17 protein-coding genes are annotated in these 22,226 nt (G+C 35.3%); 2 read left to right on the forward strand and 15 right to left on the reverse strand.

Annotation, left to right across the window (positions count from 1 at the left end; translation table 11 throughout):
• Nucleotides 1–57: 57 nt before the first annotated feature.
• Together EG849_RS06150 and EG849_RS06155 are read right to left on the reverse strand one after the other, a co-directional pair.
• Nucleotides 58–570 (reverse strand): L,D-transpeptidase family protein, encoded by a 513-nt coding sequence (locus tag EG849_RS06150; RefSeq protein WP_125012202.1) that lies wholly within the window; start codon nucleotides 568–570, stop codon nucleotides 58–60.
• Between the two features lie 91 nt (nucleotides 571–661).
• On the reverse strand, nucleotides 662–1,672 hold the full coding sequence (locus EG849_RS06155) for a 3-oxoacyl-ACP synthase III family protein (RefSeq protein WP_125012203.1): 1,011 nt from the start codon (nucleotides 1,670–1,672) through the stop codon (nucleotides 662–664).
• 211 nt (nucleotides 1,673–1,883) lie between these two features.
• On the opposite strand from EG849_RS06155, the gene EG849_RS06160 reads away from it, so the two are divergent.
• Nucleotides 1,884–4,292: a S9 family peptidase gene (locus EG849_RS06160; RefSeq protein ID WP_125012204.1), complete on the forward strand. Its 2,409-nt coding sequence runs from the start codon at nucleotides 1,884–1,886 to the stop codon at nucleotides 4,290–4,292.
• Between the two features lie 124 nt (nucleotides 4,293–4,416).
• Here the strand turns inward: EG849_RS06160 and EG849_RS06165 are convergent, their stop codons facing one another.
• The 12 genes from EG849_RS06165 to EG849_RS06220 form a co-directional block, all read right to left on the reverse strand.
• Entirely contained in the window at nucleotides 4,417–5,364 is a 948-nt protein-coding gene (locus EG849_RS06165) for an ABC transporter ATP-binding protein (RefSeq protein WP_125012205.1), read from the reverse strand.
• A 150-nt stretch (nucleotides 5,365–5,514) separates the two neighbouring features.
• A complete protein-coding gene (locus tag EG849_RS06170) occupies nucleotides 5,515–7,872 on the reverse strand; it encodes a T9SS sorting signal type C domain-containing protein (RefSeq protein WP_125012206.1) in 2,358 nt (785 codons plus the stop codon).
• Nucleotides 7,873–8,037: 165 nt separating this feature from the next.
• On the reverse strand, nucleotides 8,038–8,709 hold the full coding sequence (locus tag EG849_RS06175; protein WP_125012207.1) for a hypothetical protein: 672 nt from the start codon (nucleotides 8,707–8,709) through the stop codon (nucleotides 8,038–8,040).
• A gap of 249 nt (nucleotides 8,710–8,958) precedes the next feature.
• Complete coding sequence (locus EG849_RS06180) at nucleotides 8,959–10,269, reverse strand: ABC1 kinase family protein (RefSeq protein WP_125012208.1); 1,311 nt, start codon at nucleotides 10,267–10,269, stop codon at nucleotides 8,959–8,961.
• A 163-nt stretch (nucleotides 10,270–10,432) separates the two neighbouring features.
• On the reverse strand, nucleotides 10,433–11,101 hold the full coding sequence (locus EG849_RS06185; protein ID WP_125012209.1) for a TetR family transcriptional regulator C-terminal domain-containing protein: 669 nt from the start codon (nucleotides 11,099–11,101) through the stop codon (nucleotides 10,433–10,435).
• A 253-nt stretch (nucleotides 11,102–11,354) separates the two neighbouring features.
• On the reverse strand, nucleotides 11,355–12,053 hold the full coding sequence (locus tag EG849_RS06190) for an OmpA family protein (RefSeq protein ID WP_125012210.1): 699 nt from the start codon (nucleotides 12,051–12,053) through the stop codon (nucleotides 11,355–11,357).
• A 31-nt stretch (nucleotides 12,054–12,084) separates the two neighbouring features.
• A complete protein-coding gene (locus tag EG849_RS06195; protein ID WP_125012211.1) occupies nucleotides 12,085–12,561 on the reverse strand; it encodes a hypothetical protein in 477 nt (158 codons plus the stop codon).
• A gap of 272 nt (nucleotides 12,562–12,833) precedes the next feature.
• Nucleotides 12,834–14,756 carry an LTA synthase family protein gene (locus EG849_RS06200; RefSeq protein ID WP_125012212.1) on the reverse strand — a complete coding sequence of 641 codons (1,923 nt, stop codon included), beginning with the start codon at nucleotides 14,754–14,756 and terminating at the stop codon, nucleotides 12,834–12,836.
• 31 nt (nucleotides 14,757–14,787) lie between these two features.
• Nucleotides 14,788–15,678, reverse strand: coding sequence for a diacylglycerol/lipid kinase family protein (locus tag EG849_RS06205; protein ID WP_125012213.1), 891 nt, complete (start codon nucleotides 15,676–15,678; stop codon nucleotides 14,788–14,790).
• A 3-nt stretch (nucleotides 15,679–15,681) separates the two neighbouring features.
• The gene (locus tag EG849_RS06210; protein ID WP_125012214.1) at nucleotides 15,682–17,640 is read right to left on the reverse strand and encodes an LTA synthase family protein; all 1,959 of its coding nucleotides are present in this window, start codon (nucleotides 17,638–17,640) and stop codon (nucleotides 15,682–15,684) included.
• A 69-nt stretch (nucleotides 17,641–17,709) separates the two neighbouring features.
• Nucleotides 17,710–18,975, reverse strand: coding sequence for a sensor histidine kinase (locus tag EG849_RS06215; RefSeq protein ID WP_125012215.1), 1,266 nt, complete (start codon nucleotides 18,973–18,975; stop codon nucleotides 17,710–17,712).
• On the reverse strand, nucleotides 18,968–19,645 hold the full coding sequence (locus EG849_RS06220) for a response regulator transcription factor (RefSeq protein WP_125012216.1): 678 nt from the start codon (nucleotides 19,643–19,645) through the stop codon (nucleotides 18,968–18,970). Before EG849_RS06220 ends, EG849_RS06215 begins: the two co-directional genes overlap by 8 nt.
• Nucleotides 19,646–19,828: 183 nt before the next feature.
• Between EG849_RS06220 and htpG the strand changes: the two genes are divergently transcribed.
• Complete coding sequence (htpG, locus tag EG849_RS06225; RefSeq protein ID WP_125012217.1) at nucleotides 19,829–21,730, forward strand: molecular chaperone HtpG; 1,902 nt, start codon at nucleotides 19,829–19,831, stop codon at nucleotides 21,728–21,730.
• An 81-nt stretch (nucleotides 21,731–21,811) separates the two neighbouring features.
• Here htpG and EG849_RS06230 read toward each other — a convergent pair whose 3' ends face one another.
• On the reverse strand, nucleotides 21,812–22,165 hold the full coding sequence (locus tag EG849_RS06230; RefSeq protein ID WP_125012218.1) for a hypothetical protein: 354 nt from the start codon (nucleotides 22,163–22,165) through the stop codon (nucleotides 21,812–21,814).
• Between the last annotated feature and the right edge of the window lie 61 nt (nucleotides 22,166–22,226).

Here is a 22,226-nt window from a genome sequence, read left to right on the forward strand (position 1 = left end):
AAAAAACTCGGAGAGTGATGCCTCCGAGTTTTTTGTTTTTAAGCAGTAGGTGAAAATTTATTTTTTTATCTCAATCGTGGCTCCAATTTTTACACTTTCATATAGCTCATCCATTTCCTCATTTGTAACCGCTATGCAACCCGCTGTCCAATCTTTCCAGCGCTGGAACTTTGAAATAGAGCCGGCGCCATTTCTGATTCCATGGATTTTTATGTCGCCTCCCGTCGGTTTTCCTAAACTTTTGGAGTGTGCTATATCTTTTTCATTCGGATAAGAAACACCTAAATTCTTGTGATAACCGCTGTTGGGATTTTTAGCATTGATTTCATAAATTCCTTCGGGCGTTTTAAAATCGCCTTCAAATTCTTTGTGCCCGATTGGGTTTTTTCCCAAGGAAATGGTGTAAGTTTTCAAAAGTTCTCCTTCTGAATAAACCAGCATTTTTCTTTGTGATTTTAAAACCTCGATTCTGTCAATTATTTTTCCTTTCGGAAGTTTTGCTTCGGGATAAATATAATAAGTTGCAACTCCGAAGATTAGCAGTAGTAAAACATAAATCATTTTTTTCATGGAAATTATTTAGAAATAAAAATGCCTTATATGGAAAATAAATTAACCACATAAGACATTTAAGAACATATAAAGAAACTCAGTTACTGAATTACCATTTAATCACTGCGCTTCCCCAAGTGAAACCGCTTCCGAAGGCAGCCAAAACAACCGTGTCTCCTGATTTGATTTTTCCTTGTTCCCACGCTTCTGTCAAAGCAATCGGAATCGAGGCTGCAGTGGTATTTCCGTATTTCTGGATGTTGTTATACACTTGGTCGTCCGTCAATTTAAATTTCTGCTGAATAAACTGTGAAATTCTCAAATTGGCTTGATGCGGAATCAGCATATCAATATCCGAAACTTCCAGATTGCTTGCTTTCAAGCCTTCCATAATCACTTCGCTGAAACGAACCACGGCATTTTTAAACACAAATTGCCCGTTCATGTGCGGCAGGTAACTTTCATCATTTGGATCATTATCCGCCAAAATATCTGTCACCCAGCGGCCTCCCATTCCGGGCGCTTTTACGATCAATTCTTCGGCATGCTGTCCTTCAGAATGCAGGTGCGTTGACAAGATTCCTTTGGTCAGATCTTCTTCTCTTGATAAAACGGCCGCTCCTGCTCCATCCCCAAAAATCACTGAAACACCGCGTCCGCGAGTAGTCATGTCCAAACCTGCAGAATGTACTTCTGAACCAATGATCAATATGTTTTTATACATTCCGGTTTTGATATATTGGTCGGCAATGGACAACGCATACACAAATCCAGAACATTGATTTCTTACATCTAAAGCGCCAACGGTTCTTAATCCCAAATCTCTTTGAACCAAAACTCCGGGACCAGGAAAATAATAGTCTGGGCTTAATGTCGCAAAAACCACAAAGTCAATATCTTCTTTGGCAACCCCCGAGCGCTCAATGGCAATTTTAGCTGCTTTTACACCCATTGAGGTAGTCGTATTTCCGTCCCCTTTTACAATATGGCGTCTTTCTTGGATTCCCGTTCTTTCTTGAATCCACTCGTCATTTGTATCAATTATTTTTGACAAATCATCATTGGTGACAATGTTTTCAGGGACATAATATCCTAAGCCCGCAATCTTTGAATGATACATATATTTTATATTATTTCGTTAGCAATCAGGTTGCAAATTTACGCATTTCGCAAATTTGATTGTACAATATAATTATTTTTTATTTAATCTGTATTTCAATGAATTAAAATTGTCTAATAAATGAAAAACTCTTTTTAACGAAAATTTTTAGGCAATGTAACAACCTTGCTTTACTTTAGACTAATATTTACAAACCCATAAAATTTATAATATGAAATTAAAGTTTTCTATGCTTTTCTTGCTGGTCGGATTGTCCGGTTTTGCTCAAGAAGAGCTTACTTACCAAAAGCCCTCCAAGGAGATTTTAGATTTAGCAGATTATGAAAGAGCGCCATCGGTTTCGATGGATACTAAAAAAGAGTACATGCTGCTTTCTTACAGAAATACTTACAAAACACTTGACGAATTAAACCAAGAAGAAATGCGTTTGGCCGGATTGAGAATTAATCCGATTACCAATATTTCAAGCACTGTTACGTATATCAACAATATTAAAGTACGTAAAATCAAAGACAAGAATGAAATTCAAGTCACTGGATTGCCTCAGAATCCAAAAATAAGCAATATTTCTTGGTCTCCAGACGAGAAGAAAATTGCATTTACACACACAACTGCTACTGGAGTTGAATTGTATGTTTTGGATATGGCTTCTGCCAAAGCGACTAAATTGACCGATGCCAATTTGAACGCTAACATGGGGAGTCCGTTTAGCTGGTACCGCGACAACCAAAGTTTGTTGGTAAAAATGCTTCCGAAAAACCGTCCGGCTTTAATCGATGCTAAAAAAGATTTGCCAACCGGACCAACAGTTTCTTCTAGCGACGGAAAAAAATCTTCGAACAGAACGTACCAAGATTTATTGAAAAACAAAACAGATGAAACTAATTTTGAAACACTAGTAACTTCTGAATTATACAAATTAGACTTAAACGGAAAAGCAACTTTGTATAAAAAAGCAGATTTATATGCGGGTGAAGGTTTTTCTCCTGACGGAAATTATATTTTGATCACCACTATCAAAAAACCTTATTCTTACATCGTGCCTTTGAGCCGTTTTCCGATGACTTCTGTGGTTTATGATTTATCAGGAAAAGAAGTAAAAGTGGTTAATGAAATCGCTCTTGCTGAAATTATGCCAAAAGGTTTCATGGCCACAAGAACCGGAAAAAGAAGCATGAATTGGAGAGCTGATTTGCCTGCCACATTATCTTTTGCAGAAGCTTTAGACGGTGGAGATCCAGCAAATGCTGTAGAATTCAGAGACGAAGTTTTCTTATGGAATGCTCCGTTTACATCAAATCCAACTTCATTGGCAAAAACAAAACAGCGTTACGCCGGAATCGTTTGGGGAAATGTAACCACAGCAATCTTGTATGACCAATGGTATGATACTCGAAATGAGAAGACCTATTTGATCAATCCTTCCAATCCTGGACAAGCGCCAAAAGTGATTTTTGACAGAAATTCTCAAGACATTTATTCGGATCCAGGAAGCTTTGAAACGGTTAAAAACCAATATGGAAGACAAGTTTTAGCTCTTGAAAATGACACTGCTTTTTTAATTGGAGAAGGACACACCAAAGAAGGACAATTTCCTTTTATTGATGAATTTAACATGAAAACGTTGAAACCGAAACGTTTGTATCAATCGACTTACAAAGACAAAAAAGAAAGTATTTTTTCAATCGAAGATTTTAAAAAAGGAGATGTTTTGGTTCAGATCCAATCAAAAAGCGATTACCCAAATTACTTCTTCAGAAACATTAAAAAGAAAAATCAGCTGACGCAAATTACTGATTTCAAAAATCCTTTTGAAAGCATTAAAAATGTGCACAAAGAAGTGATTAAATACAAAAGAAAAGATGGTGTGGAGCTTTCAGGAACTTTATACCTTCCGGCTGGCTATGACACTAAAAAGAAAGAAAAATTGCCTTTGTTGATTTGGGCCTACCCAGAAGAATATAAAGACAAAAACAGTGCGGGACAAAGTTCTCAAAACCCAAATGATTTTACATTTCCTTACTACGGATCTTTTGTATATTGGGTAAACAAAGGATATGTGGTTTTAGACGATGCTTCTTTCCCAATTATTGGTGAAGGAACTACGGAGCCAAATGATACTTTTATCACGCAATTGGTTGACAACGCAGCAGCGGCAATTGATGCTGTAGACAAATTAGGTTACATCAACCGTAAAAAAGTGGCTGTTGGCGGACACTCTTACGGCGCATTTATGACAGCAAACTTATTATCACATTCTGATTTATTCGCTTGTGGCATTGCCCGAAGCGGTGCTTATAACAGAACCCTGACTCCGTTTGGTTTTCAAAGCGAGCAAAGAAATTATTGGGAAGCGACTGACGTTTACAACACCATGTCGCCATTCATGAATGCAGAGAAAATGAAAACGCCAATGTTGTTGGTTCACGGTGATGCTGACAATAATCCAGGAACTTTTACATTGCAGACCGAAAGATATTTCCAAGCTTTGAAAGGTTTGGGAGCACCAGTTCGTATGGTTTTATTACCAAAAGAAAGCCACGGATATGCTGCTAAAGAAAATATCTTGCACCTGCTTTGGGAACAAGACCAGTTCTTAGAAAAGTATTTGAAGAATTAATTTTAGAATTGAGTATTGAGATAATTAAATTGAAAATCCCCGAAGTCTGACGATTTCGGGGATTTTTTATTTACTATTTTTAATATTGTGATCTCAATACTAATTTCTCAAAACTCAATTCTACTTAAAGCACTTTGTTATTCACTTCTAAATAAACCAAACTTTCATTTTCTAATGCCGTGTTGTGTTCAAAGAAAACAACTTGCCTTTCAAGCACCGACTTAATCAAATATCGGTTTCCTTTAAAGAAAGACTGTTTCACCAAAACCTGAATAAATCCAGAGACATTTACTTTTAATTGATGCGGATATAGAAGCAAAGTGGTCGTTTCTCCATTTTCATCATCTACGGCAATTTCGTTGATTTCACCAAACAATGAGGCCACATATTTATCACTCGGATTAAAATACAACTCTTTTGAAGGTGCTTTTTCAATCAGATTTCCTTTTTTCATGACAATAGTTTCATCGGCAAAAGAAAGGGCGTCCGCGCTATCGTGAGTCGCCACAATTACGGTAATTTCTTTTCTTTTTAAGTACGCAAAAAGGTTTCTGCGCAACGCATTTTTTCTAAAGTTATCAATATGGCTGAATGGCTCGTCTAACAACAAAACCTTTGGTTCAACGGCCAAAACTCTGGCCAACGCCACTCGTTGCATTTGGCCTCCGCTTAAATATTTTGCCTTTACATCTGCAAATTCAGACATTTCAACCATGGCCAATAAATCGGCGATGCGTTGGTCTTTTTCTTTCGTAAACATATTCGAAAGATATTTACCTACGTTTTCAGCAACGGTAATGTAAGGCATCAAGTCAAAATCTTGCGCTAAATATTTGATGTAATCTTCCCCTGGAACCAAATTGAATTTGGGTCCGAGAATTTGATTTCCATCATAGAAAATTTGGCCTTCGTTTAAATCATATAGGCCATAAATTAGTTTCAAAAGCGTGCTTTTTCCGCAACCGCTTTCTCCAATTACGGCAATATTCTGGCCTTTTTCTACATTGAAACTTATATTATTTATGACTGTGTCTTTTAAATAGCTAAAAGAAATATTTTGAACTGATAACATTTTACATCTTAATTGAGGAGGCAAAGTTACAAAGTTTGCACCCAATGAAATGCCAATAACGTAATAAGGTTTTTAGATTTTTTCTAAAAAAAAGCCCTTTGCAGAATGTAAGGAAAGGGCTTAATCAGTAATCTTTAAAAACGGTAGGTTTTAATAAATTATCTTTTTAGAAACTAAATTTCCTTCTAAAGTTTGAACCTTTACAATTAAAACTTGATTAGAAAATGGGAGATTTTTCAATATTGTTTCTGAAGTATTTACATTTTTTTGATTTAAAAGCAGTCTTCCTTGGATGTCAAAAACTTGAACGTTGCTTATTGTTGAAATTCCAGAATTAACAACGATCGTTTTATCATTTTTGTAAATTAGAATAGTATTTGAATTAAAATCTGGAGTATTATTTCCTAAAGTTTCGCTTTGATAAACAATCTCAAATCTGTCATTAAACGTTCCTATTCCAGAAGTAAATTCATATCCGCCCGTTTTTAAATTATGAACTAAATTCAAAAGATTGTCTTTCAACAAAATATCTTGGCTCTCAAATAATCCATCAAAATTATCTAAACTGATTGAAAAGTTTCCTGCAATTGTGGTTGTGATTCCTAATTGAACGGCGTCAGTGTTTTCAAATGGAACTGCTTTTCCTTGTATTGTCATTTTTTTATCTGCAAGAACGGAGTAAATTGAAACAAAATTTCCTCCAAATAATTCTCCGTCAAAATTATCATCCAGATCATTAGTCGCTCCTGAAACATACCCTACTAATGTTTGGTGGAAAGCGCCTTGAGTATTTCTTAAATTCAACCAAAATCTATTTTTTTCTACAGAAGTAGATTGATTTTCAACATTTCCAATTCTAAAAAATTGATTGTTATTGTTTCTAACACGCATTGCATTTGTAAATCTTACATTGGTATTGGATTTTCCTCTTATAAAAAACGACTGACCAGAAGCTATAAATCCATTTGGAACAGCGTTATTTGGAGATGGATTGATAACCGGATTTAAAGGGTTTTGGGTTGCTGCGGAAGTTGCTGTACCGCCAACTCCGTTGTAAGATGCATAGTCACTTGCCGCATAATTTAAATCAGAAGTTCCTGAATTATTAGCGCTTATTGGAGTATTGTGAGTCCACAAATAGATTGTTCCATAAATATTTGACGTATTAAAAGAATCATTAAAAAAATCATCAATATTTAAAGCTGAAGGATAGGGATTCCCTATTAAATTCCATTTTTGAACAGAGGCATTTGAATTTCCTGCAATTGCTATTTGGATATCTCCGCTATTTGGAACTCCATTGAAATTACCTACAAAGTTTTCTGAATTCACCGTTGCTACAGGAAACGATTGTGGTGCTCTGACGATATATCCTTTTCCTGCGGCCATGGGAACACTTGCTCCATTACTTGGATGCACTTGCCAATACCCAGCCTGAGTTCCAGATCCTGGATTCCAACTGTGAAATTTATCGAAAAAAGTTGTAGGAGAAAACGCGTGCAACGACTGATTAGCTACCGGCGAAGACCAATAAGTATAATCAAAACGCTTCATGGGTTTGGCAGTTCTTTTCACGATAATAGCTCCCGAGTTTGTGTTTGTGGCACCTTCTTGGACAAGGCTTGCAGAATCTTCTAATGTAAATGTTGCTCCGGATGCCACTGTAAGAGCCTCTTTTAACGTAATACTGCTTCCTGAATTTATTGTAAAATTACCACCCGTGACATTAAGTGTTTTTCCAACAGCGTGGCTTCCTGTGATTGCCATCGTTAGAGAACTGCCCACTTCAATACAATCATCACTAGCTGGAACTCCAACTGGAATCCAATTTGTAGCTACGCTCCAATCACCCGTTGGCCCGCCATTCCAAGTTTTCCCTCGGTATATGGTTATAGTTTGACAAGTTGTCAATAAAGTACAAGGAGATTCCGCACTTCTCAAAGCAAAATAATTGGTTGTTGCGACTGGATAAACAGTGATTTTTGAATCATCATCATTTGTGTTTTCAAGAACAGCCCTGTCCGTCAAAGTAATATAATCAATTAGCATATTCACTGATTGCCCAGTAGCATAGTCGAATCTCCATCCTTTAATATTTCCACCAGTATTATTCCAATTTGGATTGGCAGACATATCAATATTTAAAACGTGCCAATTATTATCACTTATTAAATTTCCACGAACAACTTTGTTTTCAGCTAATGCTAAATTTCCTTTGTAAAAATAGATTTCACTCTGACCCGCACTACCCGACAAAACTTTATAACGAATTGCTATGTTTTTATAAATACTTGTATTGATTTCTGCTGTAAATAAATTTGACATATCTATCTGTGCATCTACTAAATTTGAAGTTGTTATATCTAAAATTCCATTTTTAATAGAATTTATAGTTGTATGTTGATTTGTGTATGGCATTGAATGCCATTCTTCCATAAAAGTTGCAGTACCACAACCGTCTTGAAACCAAAGTGAAGAGGTGCCTGAAGAATTTCCTAACGCTTGCAATTCAACACTACCGCCAATGCAAACATTATCTTTATCCGATACAATTGAAGTAATAGCTGCTTTGTTAGGTTGCGTCCAAGAAAAAGTAGTTCCTGATACAGGCCGAGAAGTATTTCTTGTGACTAGTGTGTGAGAATTTGATGCGCCAGCATCGGTATTATTTAACTAAAGTGAGGCTGACGTCAATCTTCTATTATTAAAATCTCCATTTGATGCCCCTTTTAAACCTACTTGTGCTTCATAAACATCACTTGCTAGTACACAATTACCATATTTTACTTCAATTTGGTTAGTTGTTTCATATAATCTTATTTGAAAATTTAAATTATCCCCAGTAACTGCGGATCCAGAAAATATCCAAAATGGATCAGAAACCCTCCTTGCATTATTCCATTGAACAACAAAAACTCTATTGGGAGCAGATCCTTCTACTCCTCTAACTATAGGAGAGCTATTATTAGTTAAATCTCTTCCAAATGCACTTATAGATCCTGAAGAAGTACCCGAAGAAATGGGATTGTAATTGCCATAAACTGACGCTGCTCCAAATGTTATATATCCATTCGAATTAACAAAACAAGAAGTATAATCTGTGCCATTGAAATTAAATGCAAAACCAATTGAAATTGCCCCAGTAATATTATCATTCCAACCACTACTAAATACATTTGTGGATGAACTTAAAGCAGTATAACTTCCCGCCGATTCTGCAAATGCATAACAGCTTACCTGACTATTAACATTTACTGAAAAAAGTAGTGTCAAAATGAAAATTTTCAACGAGTGATTTCTAAAAAAAATAATATTATTATTACAAAAAAGGAAATTATTTTTCATTACATAAGGTGTTTTACCTTACAAAAATTGTCAATAAAATCCATTAAAGCATACTTTTTGTGGCACTTTAATGTTAAAAAATAAGAAAAATCGTCATAATATTAAATAACTCCGATGAATGACGTTTTTTGTAAAATTGTATAGCACCAAAAAAAAGAAGTCTTTTGATTTTTTTAAAAAAATTAAAAAAAAGAGCGATTCCAACCAAAGAATCGCTCTCTCAACCAACCACTAAAAAACCAACAATTATTATTTTCTATACTTTTTATAAGCTTCCGTATCTACTCTTGCTTTCAAATCATGAAGCAAACTATACAATCCAAAAAATGTTCTGTTTATATACAAAAAATGTTTAGAACCTCGATTTCCATTCATTTTTCTTAATTTTGGGTCTTTACTAAAATCTTCGCTCAATTGAGCCATTTCTTTAAAGAAAACCTCATCCGAAAAATCAAAGAAATCAGTTTGGAACGGCTTGGTGAACAATTTCAAAACCTGCAAAAACAAGTTGGAAAAATAAGCAATTTCTTCCGCAGAATCATCTTTCCTCAAAATTTCAAGTTCGTATAACTTTTCTTTAAAAATTACCGGATTATCAATAATTTCAGGCCTTGCCAACTCAAAATAAGGTACATAAAAATCTTCAGGAACGTGCTTTATGCAACCAAAATCAATCGCAATTAAATTCCCTTCTTTGTCAATCAAAAAATTCCCAGGATGTGGATCTGCGTGAACTTGTTTTAATTCGTGCATCTGAAACATATAAAAATCCCACAAGGCCTGGCCTATTTTATCACCCAATTCTCGGTTTTCATTATAGGCTGTAAACTCAGACAAATGCTCGCCATCCATCCAATCCATGGATATGATTTTCTTTGAAGACAGTTTAGGATAATACTTCGGAAACCTCAAATTCGCAATTTCCTTGCAAGCCTCGGCAATCGTTACGCCTTGTTTCAATTCAAGTTCATAATCCGTCTCTTCCATCAATTTATACTCGACTTCCTTAAAATAACGCTCGGAATCCTTGCCTTGCAAATTGAACATTTTGATGGCAAAAGGCTTCACAATCGACAAATCAGAACTGATGCTTTCGGCAACACCCGGATACTGGATTTTTACCGCCAAATTTTTACCGTCTTTTGACGCTTTATGCACTTGCCCGATACTCGCGGCATGCATTGAATCTGCCGTAAAAGTGTCAAACAATTCTTCCGGAAAAAGCCCTAAATATTTTTTAAAAGTCTTTCGAACCAAAGGAGCTGACAATGGCGGTACTGAAAATTGCGCCAGTGAAAATTTTTCCACATACGCTCTCGGCATAATATTTTTATCCATACTCAGCATTTGCGCCACTTTCAGCGCACTTCCTTTCAGGTTTTTCAAGCCATCATAAATATCTTCGGCGTTATTTTCATTCAATTTTTCTTTTGTCAACGACGGATTTACCATTTTTTCGCCATAATAAGCAATGTAATTTCCGCCCACTTTAAAACCGGTTTTCACCAATTGTCCGGCGCGTTCTATTTTATTTACAGGTATTTTATCTAAAGTTTTCATACACAAATTTTAAGGTTTCGAGTCCATTTTTTCTTTTGGGCGTGCCACCAAAAAATAGCTAGCGCATTTTTTTGCTGTCGGGCTTTTCGCTCCCAATCTTTTATTTAAAAAAAAAAAAAAATAAAAGGATTTCCGCTTCAATCCCTCACGCAACTGCTTAACATCAAGCTCTTTCTTTCCAAATAAATTTTCCTAAATCAAACAGGCTTTCCAAAGGCGTGGTGTCTAAAATATCAAAAGTCGCCTTCACCGATTTTTCAATCATGATATCTGTTTTCTCAAACCCTTTCGAGGTATCGTCAACCCAAAATTTCAAGATAAATAAGAACTGAAACCAAGCACCTTCTGAAAAAACAGGCTGTGTCAATCTCGAAACCTTTTTCTCTTTTTCAGACTCATTCGCTTTCATGATAGTTACGATATAATCTTTAAACTGGTTTCTCAATTCACGCAACTGTTGCAAGTTTTTCAGGCCTTCTTTGTTATCTTTCAGCGCATAATACACATACGTTCTGTTCATTGTCAGAATTTCAAAAAAAGTGAAGTACAATGATAACAGCTTATTTCTGTTTTCATAACCCGCGTAATTAGCGTCTTTGTGCAAGGCATCAATCGCATTTTCAAAAAACTTGACCCAAATTGCTTCTTTGATAGCATCTAAAGAATTAAAAAAAGAATAAAAATCAGCTTCTTCAATTTGGTTAGACTTACAAAAAAGATATACATTTTTTGGAGCTTCGTTTTTCTCTAAAACTTCATTCATATATAAACTTACGATCGCTAAATCGTCAAGCAAATTTTTCTTAGATTTTGGATTTTTCACAGTTGCCATAACTTAATTTTTTAAAATTAAATGAATTAAAACAAACAAAAATCTTCTGATAATCAATCTGTTTTATAAGAACAAAGATACATTTCAATTATTTCTGAAACTTATAAATAGCTGTTAAATATCTTTCAAAAAATTTGTCTGATTGGTGAATCATGGAATCGTGAATTTATTTATTTGTTTAATCGAAGGAAAACTTTAGGCATAAAAAAAGACCGCCATTGCTGACGGTCTTTCAAAAAATATATCTTTAAAATTAGTTCTTGTTTGCTTCTTTTTGAGCATCTTGAACCATTTTCTCGTTTGCAGTAATCGCAAATTCAACACGACGGTTTTTAGATCTACCTTCCACTGTTTCGTTTGAAGCAATTGGATCAGCAATACCTAAACCTGTTGTTTTAAATCTTGAAGAAGAAAGCCCTTTGCTTGCCAAATAATTTTTAACAGCGTCTGCTCTTTGTCCAGACAAAGTCAAGTTATATTCAGGTTTTCCAGTAGAATCTGTATAACCGTAAATTTGAATGTCAGTATCTGGATATTGGTTAAAAACGGTTACCAATTTATCAAGATTTGATTTTGCAGCAGCAGTTAAAGTTGATTTGTTGGTATCAAAACGCACTGCATTTTCATTCAATGTCAATTTGATTCCTTCCCCTACTCTTTCTACTTCTGCTCCTGGAAGTGCGTTGTCAATCTCACGCGCCTGTTTGTCCATTTTGTTACCAATAACGCCACCGGCAACGCCACCAACAACTCCACCGATTACAGCTCCAAGTGCTGTGTTTCCACCTTTTCCAAGGTTGTTTCCAAGAACACCACCGATTACAGCCCCAGCTGCAGTACCGATTCCGGCACCTCTTTGTGTTTTATTTGTATTTTTTACAGCTTCACAGCTTGTAAAAAAAGAACCTATTGCGAACATCGCTGCGATTGAATATATACCTAGTCTTTTCATTTGTTTCGGATTTTAAATTATTATTAGTTTGTTAGTTTACTTTTGTGAATTGATATACAACGTCAGTCATTTTCCCACCCACGTCGATCCTATCAACCAATTGGAAAGAAGATTCGGTTGCATTTGAGATATTCAACACGTATCCGTCTCTTACTTTTTTAGCTTTTTCACCAGCATCTAAAACTTTTAAAACGAATTGTCCGTCTTTGTTTACGAACCAAGTAATTGGAGAACTGAAAGCAGGACATCCTGATTTTGTCAAGGCCATTTCTCCCTTGTTATTATTGGATACAAATTTCCAAGTACTTCCAACGAAGCATTGTGAATCTGCCAACTGAAAAGCATTCACTTTGATGTATTCAGAACCTGGATAATCAACTGAACTTACCACAAAATTTCCTTTGATCATACGCTCCGTTTTGTTGTCAAGCTTTGTGTTTGTTACTGATGTGGATTTGCAGGATAAAAATGTAACTGCAAAGGCGGTCATTAAAATTAGTTTTTTCATAATTGGTATTTTTTAGTGTTCATTCTTAAACAAATATACAACTCAGATATTTTTTATGTTAAAATCACTGCGTTTATTATCTTAAAATTAACAATTCCACCAGTTAATCAGCTGACTATTCTTATTTCAAAATGCCTTTATAAAATTTTTTTAAATTTTTTAACATTATAAGAAGACAACACGGAAGCAGTGTCTGCATTTTTAACCTTTCCAAATAATTTTTGTTAGAGTAAGGTTGGCTTAATATTAATTTTAGTACTAATTCTATTCCATTATTTTCGAATTCCATATTTTCGTTCCTTGTACAAATAAGACGATAGCGCCACGTGGGCCAATGCATCTTTGGCAAGTTCACTATTAACAGGTTCTGGCGTAAAAACAGTATCATTTTTGACGCTGAACTGCAGTGGTTTTTTGAAGGGTTGCATAATTACCACTTGATTTCCGACACGAAATGCGTTAATATCGTGAAATTGCATGATTGACCTTCCGCTGGTAGATTCTGGCAACGTGAACAAATTTCTGCCGACCATCGGTGTTTCTGTATTGATGCCGATCTTGCCTAAAATTGTAGGCTGCATATCAATCTGACTGCACAGTTTTTCATATTTGCCAACTGGAATATTGGGCCCGATGACCAAAGCTGGAATATGAAATTTGTGAATTGGAACCAGATGTTTTCCATACGTTCGCGTATTGTGGTCTGCAATTACAATGAAAAGTGTGTTTTTATAATAGTTTTCTTTTTTAGCAAGCTCAAAAAATTTACCAATGGAATAATCAGCGTATCTTATGGCATTATTTACCGTATTTTTCTTTTTGTCATAAAGCTTAATCCTGCCATCAGGAAACTCAAACGGATCGTGGTTTGAGGAGGAAAAAACTAGTGATACAAAAGGTTTATCTCCAAGCGATTTAAAATAGTCATTGGCCTTTGTCATTAAATCTTCATCAGACCATCCCCAAGTGCCATGAAATTTGCTTTTCTCTTTATCAAAATCTTCCTCTTCAATGATGGTATCAAAACCATTTCCATTGAAAAAAGGTCCCATGTTGTCAAAGTTTGCCATACCGCCATATATAAAACTGGTGTCATAGCCTTTCTGCTTTAACAGCATCGCAATGGTGTAAAAGCCTTCTTGCGAATTGCCTAATTTGACAACGCTTTCTGAAGGCGAAGGCAGAAATCCGCTGGCCACGGCTTCAATTCCCCTAACGCTTCGGGTTCCAGTAGAATACATATTGGTATAAAGCATTCCCTCTTTTGCCAATTTATCAAATTCAGGCGTAAGCGGAAGCCCACCTAATGCGCCCACATATTCTGCGCCAAGCGATTCTTCTAATATAATTACAATATTATAAGGCCTGCCGTCCACGCTATCGGAATTTTGACGATGCAGCGTTGTAATGCTGTCCAAATATTCATCAGGCTGCACATCCATATATTTTTTCACTCTTGAAAGTGCTTCAGCCGGATCCATCTTGCCATACATTTTTTCATAATTGCTTTCGTTTTTCATGGAATATGCCGCAAAAGCTACCGTGTAAAATGAATTTAAAGCCAGGCAGTTCGTAAGCTGATCTACAGAAAATACAGCGTTGCTGGCATTAATTGGGCGCTTTGAAGTCAAGCTGGATCGTGCTCCTAAAAACAAGAAAAAAACTATAACCGGAAAGTAAAGCAACCTATATTTATAAGCGGTAAAACGAATAGAAAAAAGCTTTTTCCTAAATTTTACAAGAAAATAGGTAAATACCGCGATGCAGGCAACGGCAATTATGATGGAAGCCAAATATCCTTTAAAAAGCATCCCAAAAACTTCCTTCGGATATATTAAATAATTTAAAAACAACTTATTAGGCCTGGTGTCATATCCAAAAATGAAATCAGGGGTAGCCAGTTCAAAGAACAGTAAGGCATTGAGAAAGAATATGAAATATACATTAAAAAACCGCTGTAATTTTACTACTATTTTTTCAGGCAAGATGGTGATGAGCAGCACGGGCAGAAAAACAAGATAACTCATCAAGATCAAATCCATTCTCAGTCCTATCGGAAAAATCAAACCATAATTTTCTGTTTGGATAACGCGATCATTGAAAATAAAAAACAAAAAAACCCTGCTTAAAGTGGTAATAAGCAAACCAATAAGCAAAAAGTTAAATGCCGGTTTTAAAAACTGAATTTTTTTCATAGTATAAAATAGATTTTTGAAATGCTATTGTTTAAAATTGAGTAGGGACTAAAACAGTAAGTCCTTTTTTGATTATGCCAACCTCTATTTTATTTGTTTTTAAATTATAAAACTCACCGTCAATTTGAATATCGGTAAATATTTTTTCAGGAATCGTGATAGTGCAATTTTCAATTGCCAATTGTTTTGCCTTCTTAAATTTGCTTATAGAGTTGGTAAGTACGTGAAAGCCAAGTACTATCTTCTCCATAAAATTTAATTGGGGAATCTGTACCAAATCTAATTTTCCGTCCACAAGACTGGCTTGGGGCGTCAAGCTCATAGCATACCCCATTTCATTTGAGTTAGAAATGAATAGCATAAAAGGCTTTGACAGTTGAGTTGTTCCCTCTATGCCTACTGCCGTTTCTTTTGGCTTAAATGAAAAACTGGAGGACAGCGACGCTTTTACGTAGGCAAGCAAAGTACGTTTGCCTGTCTGTTCGTATTTTTTTATAATCATGGCGTCGATTCCGATGCCCATGTTGCTGAAAAAATAGTGCGAATTGATCGTGCCGACATCAATTTTAGATGAAATCCCTGCCTTGATAATTAAAATTGCTTCAGAAATCTTTTTAGGAATTTTGAGATTTGAGGCTAAGCCATTCCCCGATCCAACGGGAATTATACCGAGCAATATGTCAGAATTCACCATTGAACTTGCCACTTCATTAATCGTTCCGTCTCCGCCACAGGCGATAATGCAATGTGGTTTTTTTAAAATTGCTGTGGCAGCCAATTCTTTTGCATGGTTTTTATATTCTGTATATTCAACCTCAACCCTATACTTTTCAATCGAGAAATTTTTTAAAAGCAATTCTTTGCTGATGGCATGTTTTCCTTTTCCGGAAATCGGATTTACAATAAAATGCAGATAAATCATTTCTTACTTTAAAAACTTATTAGTAAATAGGTAATCTGCGGTTTGATACCACGAAATAGTTTCGTCAAGAAAGGTCTTTTCCATCGGAATTGGCTTTAGGCTGTTATCTTTTTTATTCCAGTCATAAAAGGCCTGTTTTTTTTGATCGGATAGAATCATCACTTTTTCTTTCTTCATCAAAACCAGCTTTCGGTAGGTTCCTATCAATGCTCTTTCTTCAAAGTCGCCGTTCAAGACGTCTTTGCCAAAAAAGTCAGATTCATACGTCCAGTGAAACAATGAAAACAGCGTTGGAAAAACATCAATTTGCGAACATTGCTTTGAAATTTTCTGATTCTGATTTGCAGGAAGATTCACTATAAACGCGGGAATGTGGTAATTTGCAACGTCAATTTCGTCTTTACCTGCACTGCTTGCGCAATGGTCTGCAATAATTACAAAAACCGTATTTTTATACCACGGTTTATTCTTTGCTTTAACAAAAAGCTGTCGCAAGGCAAAATCTGTATATTTAACTGCTCCTTGACGGCCTGTTCCTGACGGAATATCAATTTTTCCTGATGGATAAGTATACGGTCTGTGGTTTGAAGTTGTCATCACAAAATTAAAAAACGGCTTTCCTGCAGCATATTGCTGATCGGCAACACGAAGCATCTTATTAAAAATATCTTCATCGCAGATTCCCCAAGCATTTTCAAAACTCACTTCCTTGTCTTCAATATTAGTTCGAGTCGCTTTAATGTCGTCATTCAATACGCTGCCGCGACCGCGATCGTAAATATTAAATCCGTTTCCTCCAAAATAGGAATTCATATTGTCAAAGTAACCGTCGCCTCCGTAAAAGAAATTAGAATCATAACCTTTTGGCTTGAACACGCTGTTTACAGTATATAAGTTGTGGTTGTCGGGTCTTTTAACGATACTTTGTCCTGGTGTTGGCGGAATGCACAGCGTCATCGCTTCCATTCCCCTTACGGTTCTGGTTCCGGTAGCGTATAAGTTTTCGAAAAAGATGCTTTTTTGCGCCAGACTGTCTAAAAAAGGAGTGATTTTTTCTGTATTCCCAAATTCTTCCATAAAACTGCCGCTTAAACTTTCTACCAAAATAAATACAACGTTTCTTTTTTCTGAAGAAGCACTGCTGTCAGTGATGGTTCGGTGAATTGAAAAATCATCTGTTTTATAGATTGCATTTTCGCTTTTTAACTTTCCTCTAATCAATTGAAAAGCATCTTCATTTTTTATTGAAGTATAAAATTCGTCGTATTTCATTTGGTTGTTCCTGAACGCCGCAAAAAAGGAATATATTCCTGATTTTGAGATTTCAGAATTGTATCGGTTGGACGACCATTCCGCTTGGTTATTTCTGATAGACGAAACAAACAAAAGGGCTATTAAAAATGAAAGCACTAAAACTAAAAAACGCTGGCTGATGCTGACAGCAGCGGTAAATGTTTTATGGAATGCCCTATTTTTATAAAACACAAAAATGAACAAAGCGGTTAGAAGTAGAACGCCTCCAACCAACAAGGGCAACGGATATGATTCTTGAATATTTGAAACAACTTCGTGCGTGTAAATCAGGTAATCGACTGCAATAAAATTAAATCGCGACTTAAATTCGTCCCAAAAAGTCAGCTCTGCAAAAAATGTAAAAACCAATATAAAAAGGGTCAAAACGGTAAAAAACCAAACTAAAAATCGGTCTATTTTACTTCCAATCCATTTATTCGGAAGCAAAACATAATATAAAATTGAAGGCAGCACGATAAAATTTATGGTTCCGATATCAAAAAATAAACCTATGAGCAAGGTTTTCAAAATATCGAACAAACTTAGCGACACATCATTGAATTGCCAAGCCATAAAGCCAATTCTCAAAAGCACTGACATCGCCAAAAACCATAAAATAAAATGTAGTACAACGGAAAATCTACCAGAAAATTCAAATCTTTTAAACATGAGGACCAATTAAATTTGACCGCAATTTTCAAATTGAATTCTGAATCAATTCTGAATTGTTTCTTCAAATTAAAATTTTATGAAAAAATTATGCAAATCATTCTCAAATGAATAGCCAATCTTCCAGCCATTCAATTCTGTGATTTTTTTAACAATGGCAAGTCCTAATCCATTTCCTTTTGCAGATGGATCTGATTTGAAAAATCGATTAAAAAGTTTTTCGCCAGACAAGGCATCTACTGCTCCTGTATTTGAAAAAGTAAGCGTCTTTTCTTCAATTTCAATTTTGATTATGCCCGATTTAGAATTGTGCCTGATTGCATTTAGAAAAAGATTGTTGATCAAAACTTCAATTAAGATTGGATTGGTTTCTATTTCCAACTGATGATTGTAGTGCCTTGAAATCGTGATATTTTTTGCTTCCGCTTGTTCTTCAAAAAACTCAAAATTCTTATCAATGTAATTATTGATGGAATAATTCTGTTTTTCAAAATAGCTATCATTTTCGATTTTGGAAAGCAACAGCAGGTTTTTATTCAGCCGATTGAGCCTTGAAACATCATTGTTCAAAGCATTCAGCAAAACAGACTGCTCTTTTGAAAGCCCCGAAGTTTGAATAATAGTATCAATTTTAGATTGAAAAAGAGCCAATGGCGTTTGCAGTTCGTGCGCGGCATTTTCAACAAATTCTTTCTGGTTTTTATAGATGGCCGTGTTTTTTTCAATCAGTCTTTCAATGCTTTTATTGAGCGAGTCAAACTCTTCAATCTCGGTGGGCATAAATTGAGGCAATTTGTCTTTGTCGATTTCAAAGTTTCGAATCTGGATTATCGTATCATAAAAAGGTTCCCAAATTTTCTTGGAAGAACGCTTTGACACGTATAAAATAACCACTAAAAAGAAAGCAATTATAATAAGAAACATCAGAGAAATGCTCCATACCATGCCTTCCATCTCCACAAGATTGATTCTTTCGTTGTAGATGTATTTTTTGCCTTTCAGTTCGATCGGCGCATAAAGAATCCTATACGGAATATTCTCTTTTGCAATTTTATCATAAACCACCTCAAGAACAATTGAATCATTTTTCAATTCATGATAAGGCAGAATAGTTACGTTCCTGTTGTACTTATTCCAGATGGCTATATCTTCTTCCGTAAAAACATCCTGGTATTGTTCTATAAAATCTTGTTTGTGAAAAAGCAAAATTTCATCGGTTTCATAACTATAAAGCCAACTGCTTATGAAATAAAACAGCGGTGCCGCCAGCATTAATATGATGATTGAAAATATTAAAAATGTATGTGTAGTTTTTTTAAGTAGTTTTTCACTCATTTTCCCATTTGTATCCTAGTCCGTAAATTGTCTTGATGTAATCGCCACATCCTGCCTGGCTCAGTTTTTTCTTTAAATTTTTAATATGGGCATAAATAAAATCATGATTATCAAGCATATCAGCCATATCGCCCGAAAGGTGTTCGGCAATTGCTCCTTTTGAAAGCACTTTATTTTTATTGCCAATCAAATATAGCAATAAATCAATCTGTTTTTTGGTGATATCTACTTTCAAATCATTCACTGATACCGTTTTTGACAAAATATCAATCTTGATTTCATTGTAGACCACTTCATTATTGCCTTTAAAATTTTTCCTGCGGATCAGGGCCTGCATCCGCACCAATAGTTCAGAAAGATGAAACGGTTTGGTAAGATAATCGTCGGCTCCCAGATTAAAACCTTCTAAACGGCTGTCCAGCGTTTCTTTTGCAGAAATAATAATGACGCCTTCGGTTTTATTTTTCTTTTTTAAGTGCCGTAAAAGATCAAAACCATCACCATCCGGAAGCATCAAGTCGAGTAAAATGCAGTCGTAATCATACATATCGATCTTTGCCATAGCTTCTTTAAAATTATTGGCTTCTTCACAATGTACATCATTAGCCTTAAAATAATTTTTTATGCTTTTTGAAATCGCAGCTTCGTCTTCAATTATTAGTATTTTCATAAGGCAAATTAAGAGTGCAATTTTGAATAAAATCTGAATTTTTTACGCGAAGTTAAGGTATTAAAAAAACGCTCTGATTTTCTAAAATTAACAATTCCGCCAATTTGTCATTTCAATATTCTTTGGTATTCTATTTGAAATAGGGAAAGTCGAAAATAATTAACATTAATACTATCTAAGATTATGACAACAGGAAAAATTAATGTATCCGTAGAGAACATTTTCCCGCTTATCAAGAAATTTTTATACAGCGACCACGAAATTTTCTTACGTGAATTGGTTTCAAATGCCACTGATGCGACATTGAAATTGAAGCACTTGACCAACATCGGCGAGGCAAAAGTGGAATATGGAAATCCGATTATCGAAGTAAAAATTGATAAGGAAGGAAAAAAATTGCATATCATTGACCAAGGTTTAGGGATGACAGCGGAAGAAGTGGAGAAATACATCAACCAAGTCGCTTTTTCTGGAGCCGAAGAATTTCTTGAAAAATATAAAGATTCTGCCAAAGATTCTGGAATTATCGGACATTTTGGTTTAGGATTTTATTCTGCTTTTATGGTGGCCGAAAAAGTGGAAATCATTACAAAATCATTTAAAGACGAACCTGCTGCGCACTGGACTTGCGACGGAAGCCCTGAATTTACTTTAGAAGCTTCTGACAAAACTTCACGCGGAACTGAAATCGTTCTTCACATTGCTGAAGATTCTTTAGAATTTTTAGAAGAAGGAAAAATTGCAGGACTGCTTGAAAAATACAACAAGTTTATGCCTGTGCCAATTAAATTTGGAACAAGAACGGAAAAAATCGAGCAGAAAAAAGGCGAAGAAGTAGCTCCAGAAGATAAAGACGAAACGTTTAAAACAGTGGAAGTTGACAACATCATCAACAACCCAAATCCAGCTTGGACAAAACAGCCAACTGAATTATCTGATGAAGATTACAAAAGTTTTTACAGAGAATTATATCCAAATCAATTTGAGGAACCGCTTTTCAACATTCACTTAAACGTAGATTATCCGTTTAATTTGACTGGTATTTTGTATTTCCCAAAAATGACCGGCGACTTGCAAATCCAGAAAGACAAAATCCAATTGTACCAAAACCAAGTGTATGTGACGGATAATGTGGAAGGAATTGTTCCTGAATTTTTGACGATGCTGAAAGGTGTAATCGATTCTCCAGATATTCCGTTGAACGTTTCCCGTTCGTATTTGCAAGCGGATGGCGCGGTGAAGAAAATCTCCAATTACATCACCAGAAAAGTGGCTGATAAATTGAAATCGTTGTTCACAGAAAACCGTGAAGATTTTGAGAAAAAATGGAATGACGTTAAAATTGTCTTGGAATATGGAATGCTTTCTGAGCCAAAATTCTATGAGAAAGCCGGAGCATTTACATTGTATCCAACGGTTGACGACCAGTATTTTACGCTTGACGAATTAAAAGAAAAAATAAAAGACAACCAAACCGACAAAGACGGAAAACTGGTGGTTTTATATGCTTCAAACAAAGACGCACAACACGGCTACATTGCCGAGGCAAAAGCAAAAGGATATGAAGTCTTGATTTTAGATTCGCCAATTATCTCGCATTTGATTCAAAAATTAGAAGCGGATAACGAGAATTTGACGTTCACGCGCGTGGATTCTGACCACATCAACAACTTGATCAAAAAAGACGAAGAAACGATTTCAAAACTTTCTGACGATGAAAAAGAGAAATTAAAAACAGAATTAGAAACAATCATTTCTGATAAAAAATATTCAGTCCAACTGGAAGCTTTAGACAGCCAATCAGCGCCATTTTCAATCACACAGCCAGAATTTTTGCGCCGTATGAAAGAAATGAGCCAAACTGGCGGTGGCGGCATGTTTGGGATGGGAAATATGCCAGAAATGTATAATTTGGTGGTGAATACCAATCACGATTTGGCTTCAAGCATCTTAAATTCATCTGACAAATCACACCAGCAAGCTTTGGTAAAGCAAGCTTTAGACTTGGCAAAATTATCTCAAAACCTTTTAAAAGGTGAAGAATTAACTGCTTTCGTTAAAAGAAGTTATGAATTAATAAAATAGTGAAATATCAGCATTAAAAATAAAAACCTGCAAGTTTGTACTTGCAGGTTTTTTTATGAAAAAATTTTTCGATTTGCGATTCTAATTTCGCCTCGTTTTTAATTTGGTATCGAGATAAAAAGTATAATCTATCAAAGCCTTATCTCTGTAATGGCTTCTATTTGCAATAAATTTCATTCCAATTTCAAAATTCTGAAAGAAATTTTGATTGTTTTCTACCACATTTTTTACCGCATTAAGAATCTCTGGAGTAGATTCTTTAAAAAGTTGTTTGCAGTCTTTTGCAGTTTCATCAGGTTTTGGAAAATAGCGAACGCTGACAATGTCCAATTCGTTCTTCAAACTATTTAAATCATTGCTTTCATTAAGATAAATTAATGTAAAATGACGGTCGTTTATTTGTATAATTTTCGTGTTCATATGGACGATACTCATAATGTAAATGTATCTATTACGAAGTCAATAAAAATTATACTGCATAACATTTATTTTACAT

The organism is Flavobacterium macacae (genome assembly GCF_003865365.1).
GTDB classification, from domain to species: domain Bacteria; phylum Bacteroidota; class Bacteroidia; order Flavobacteriales; family Flavobacteriaceae; genus Flavobacterium; species Flavobacterium macacae.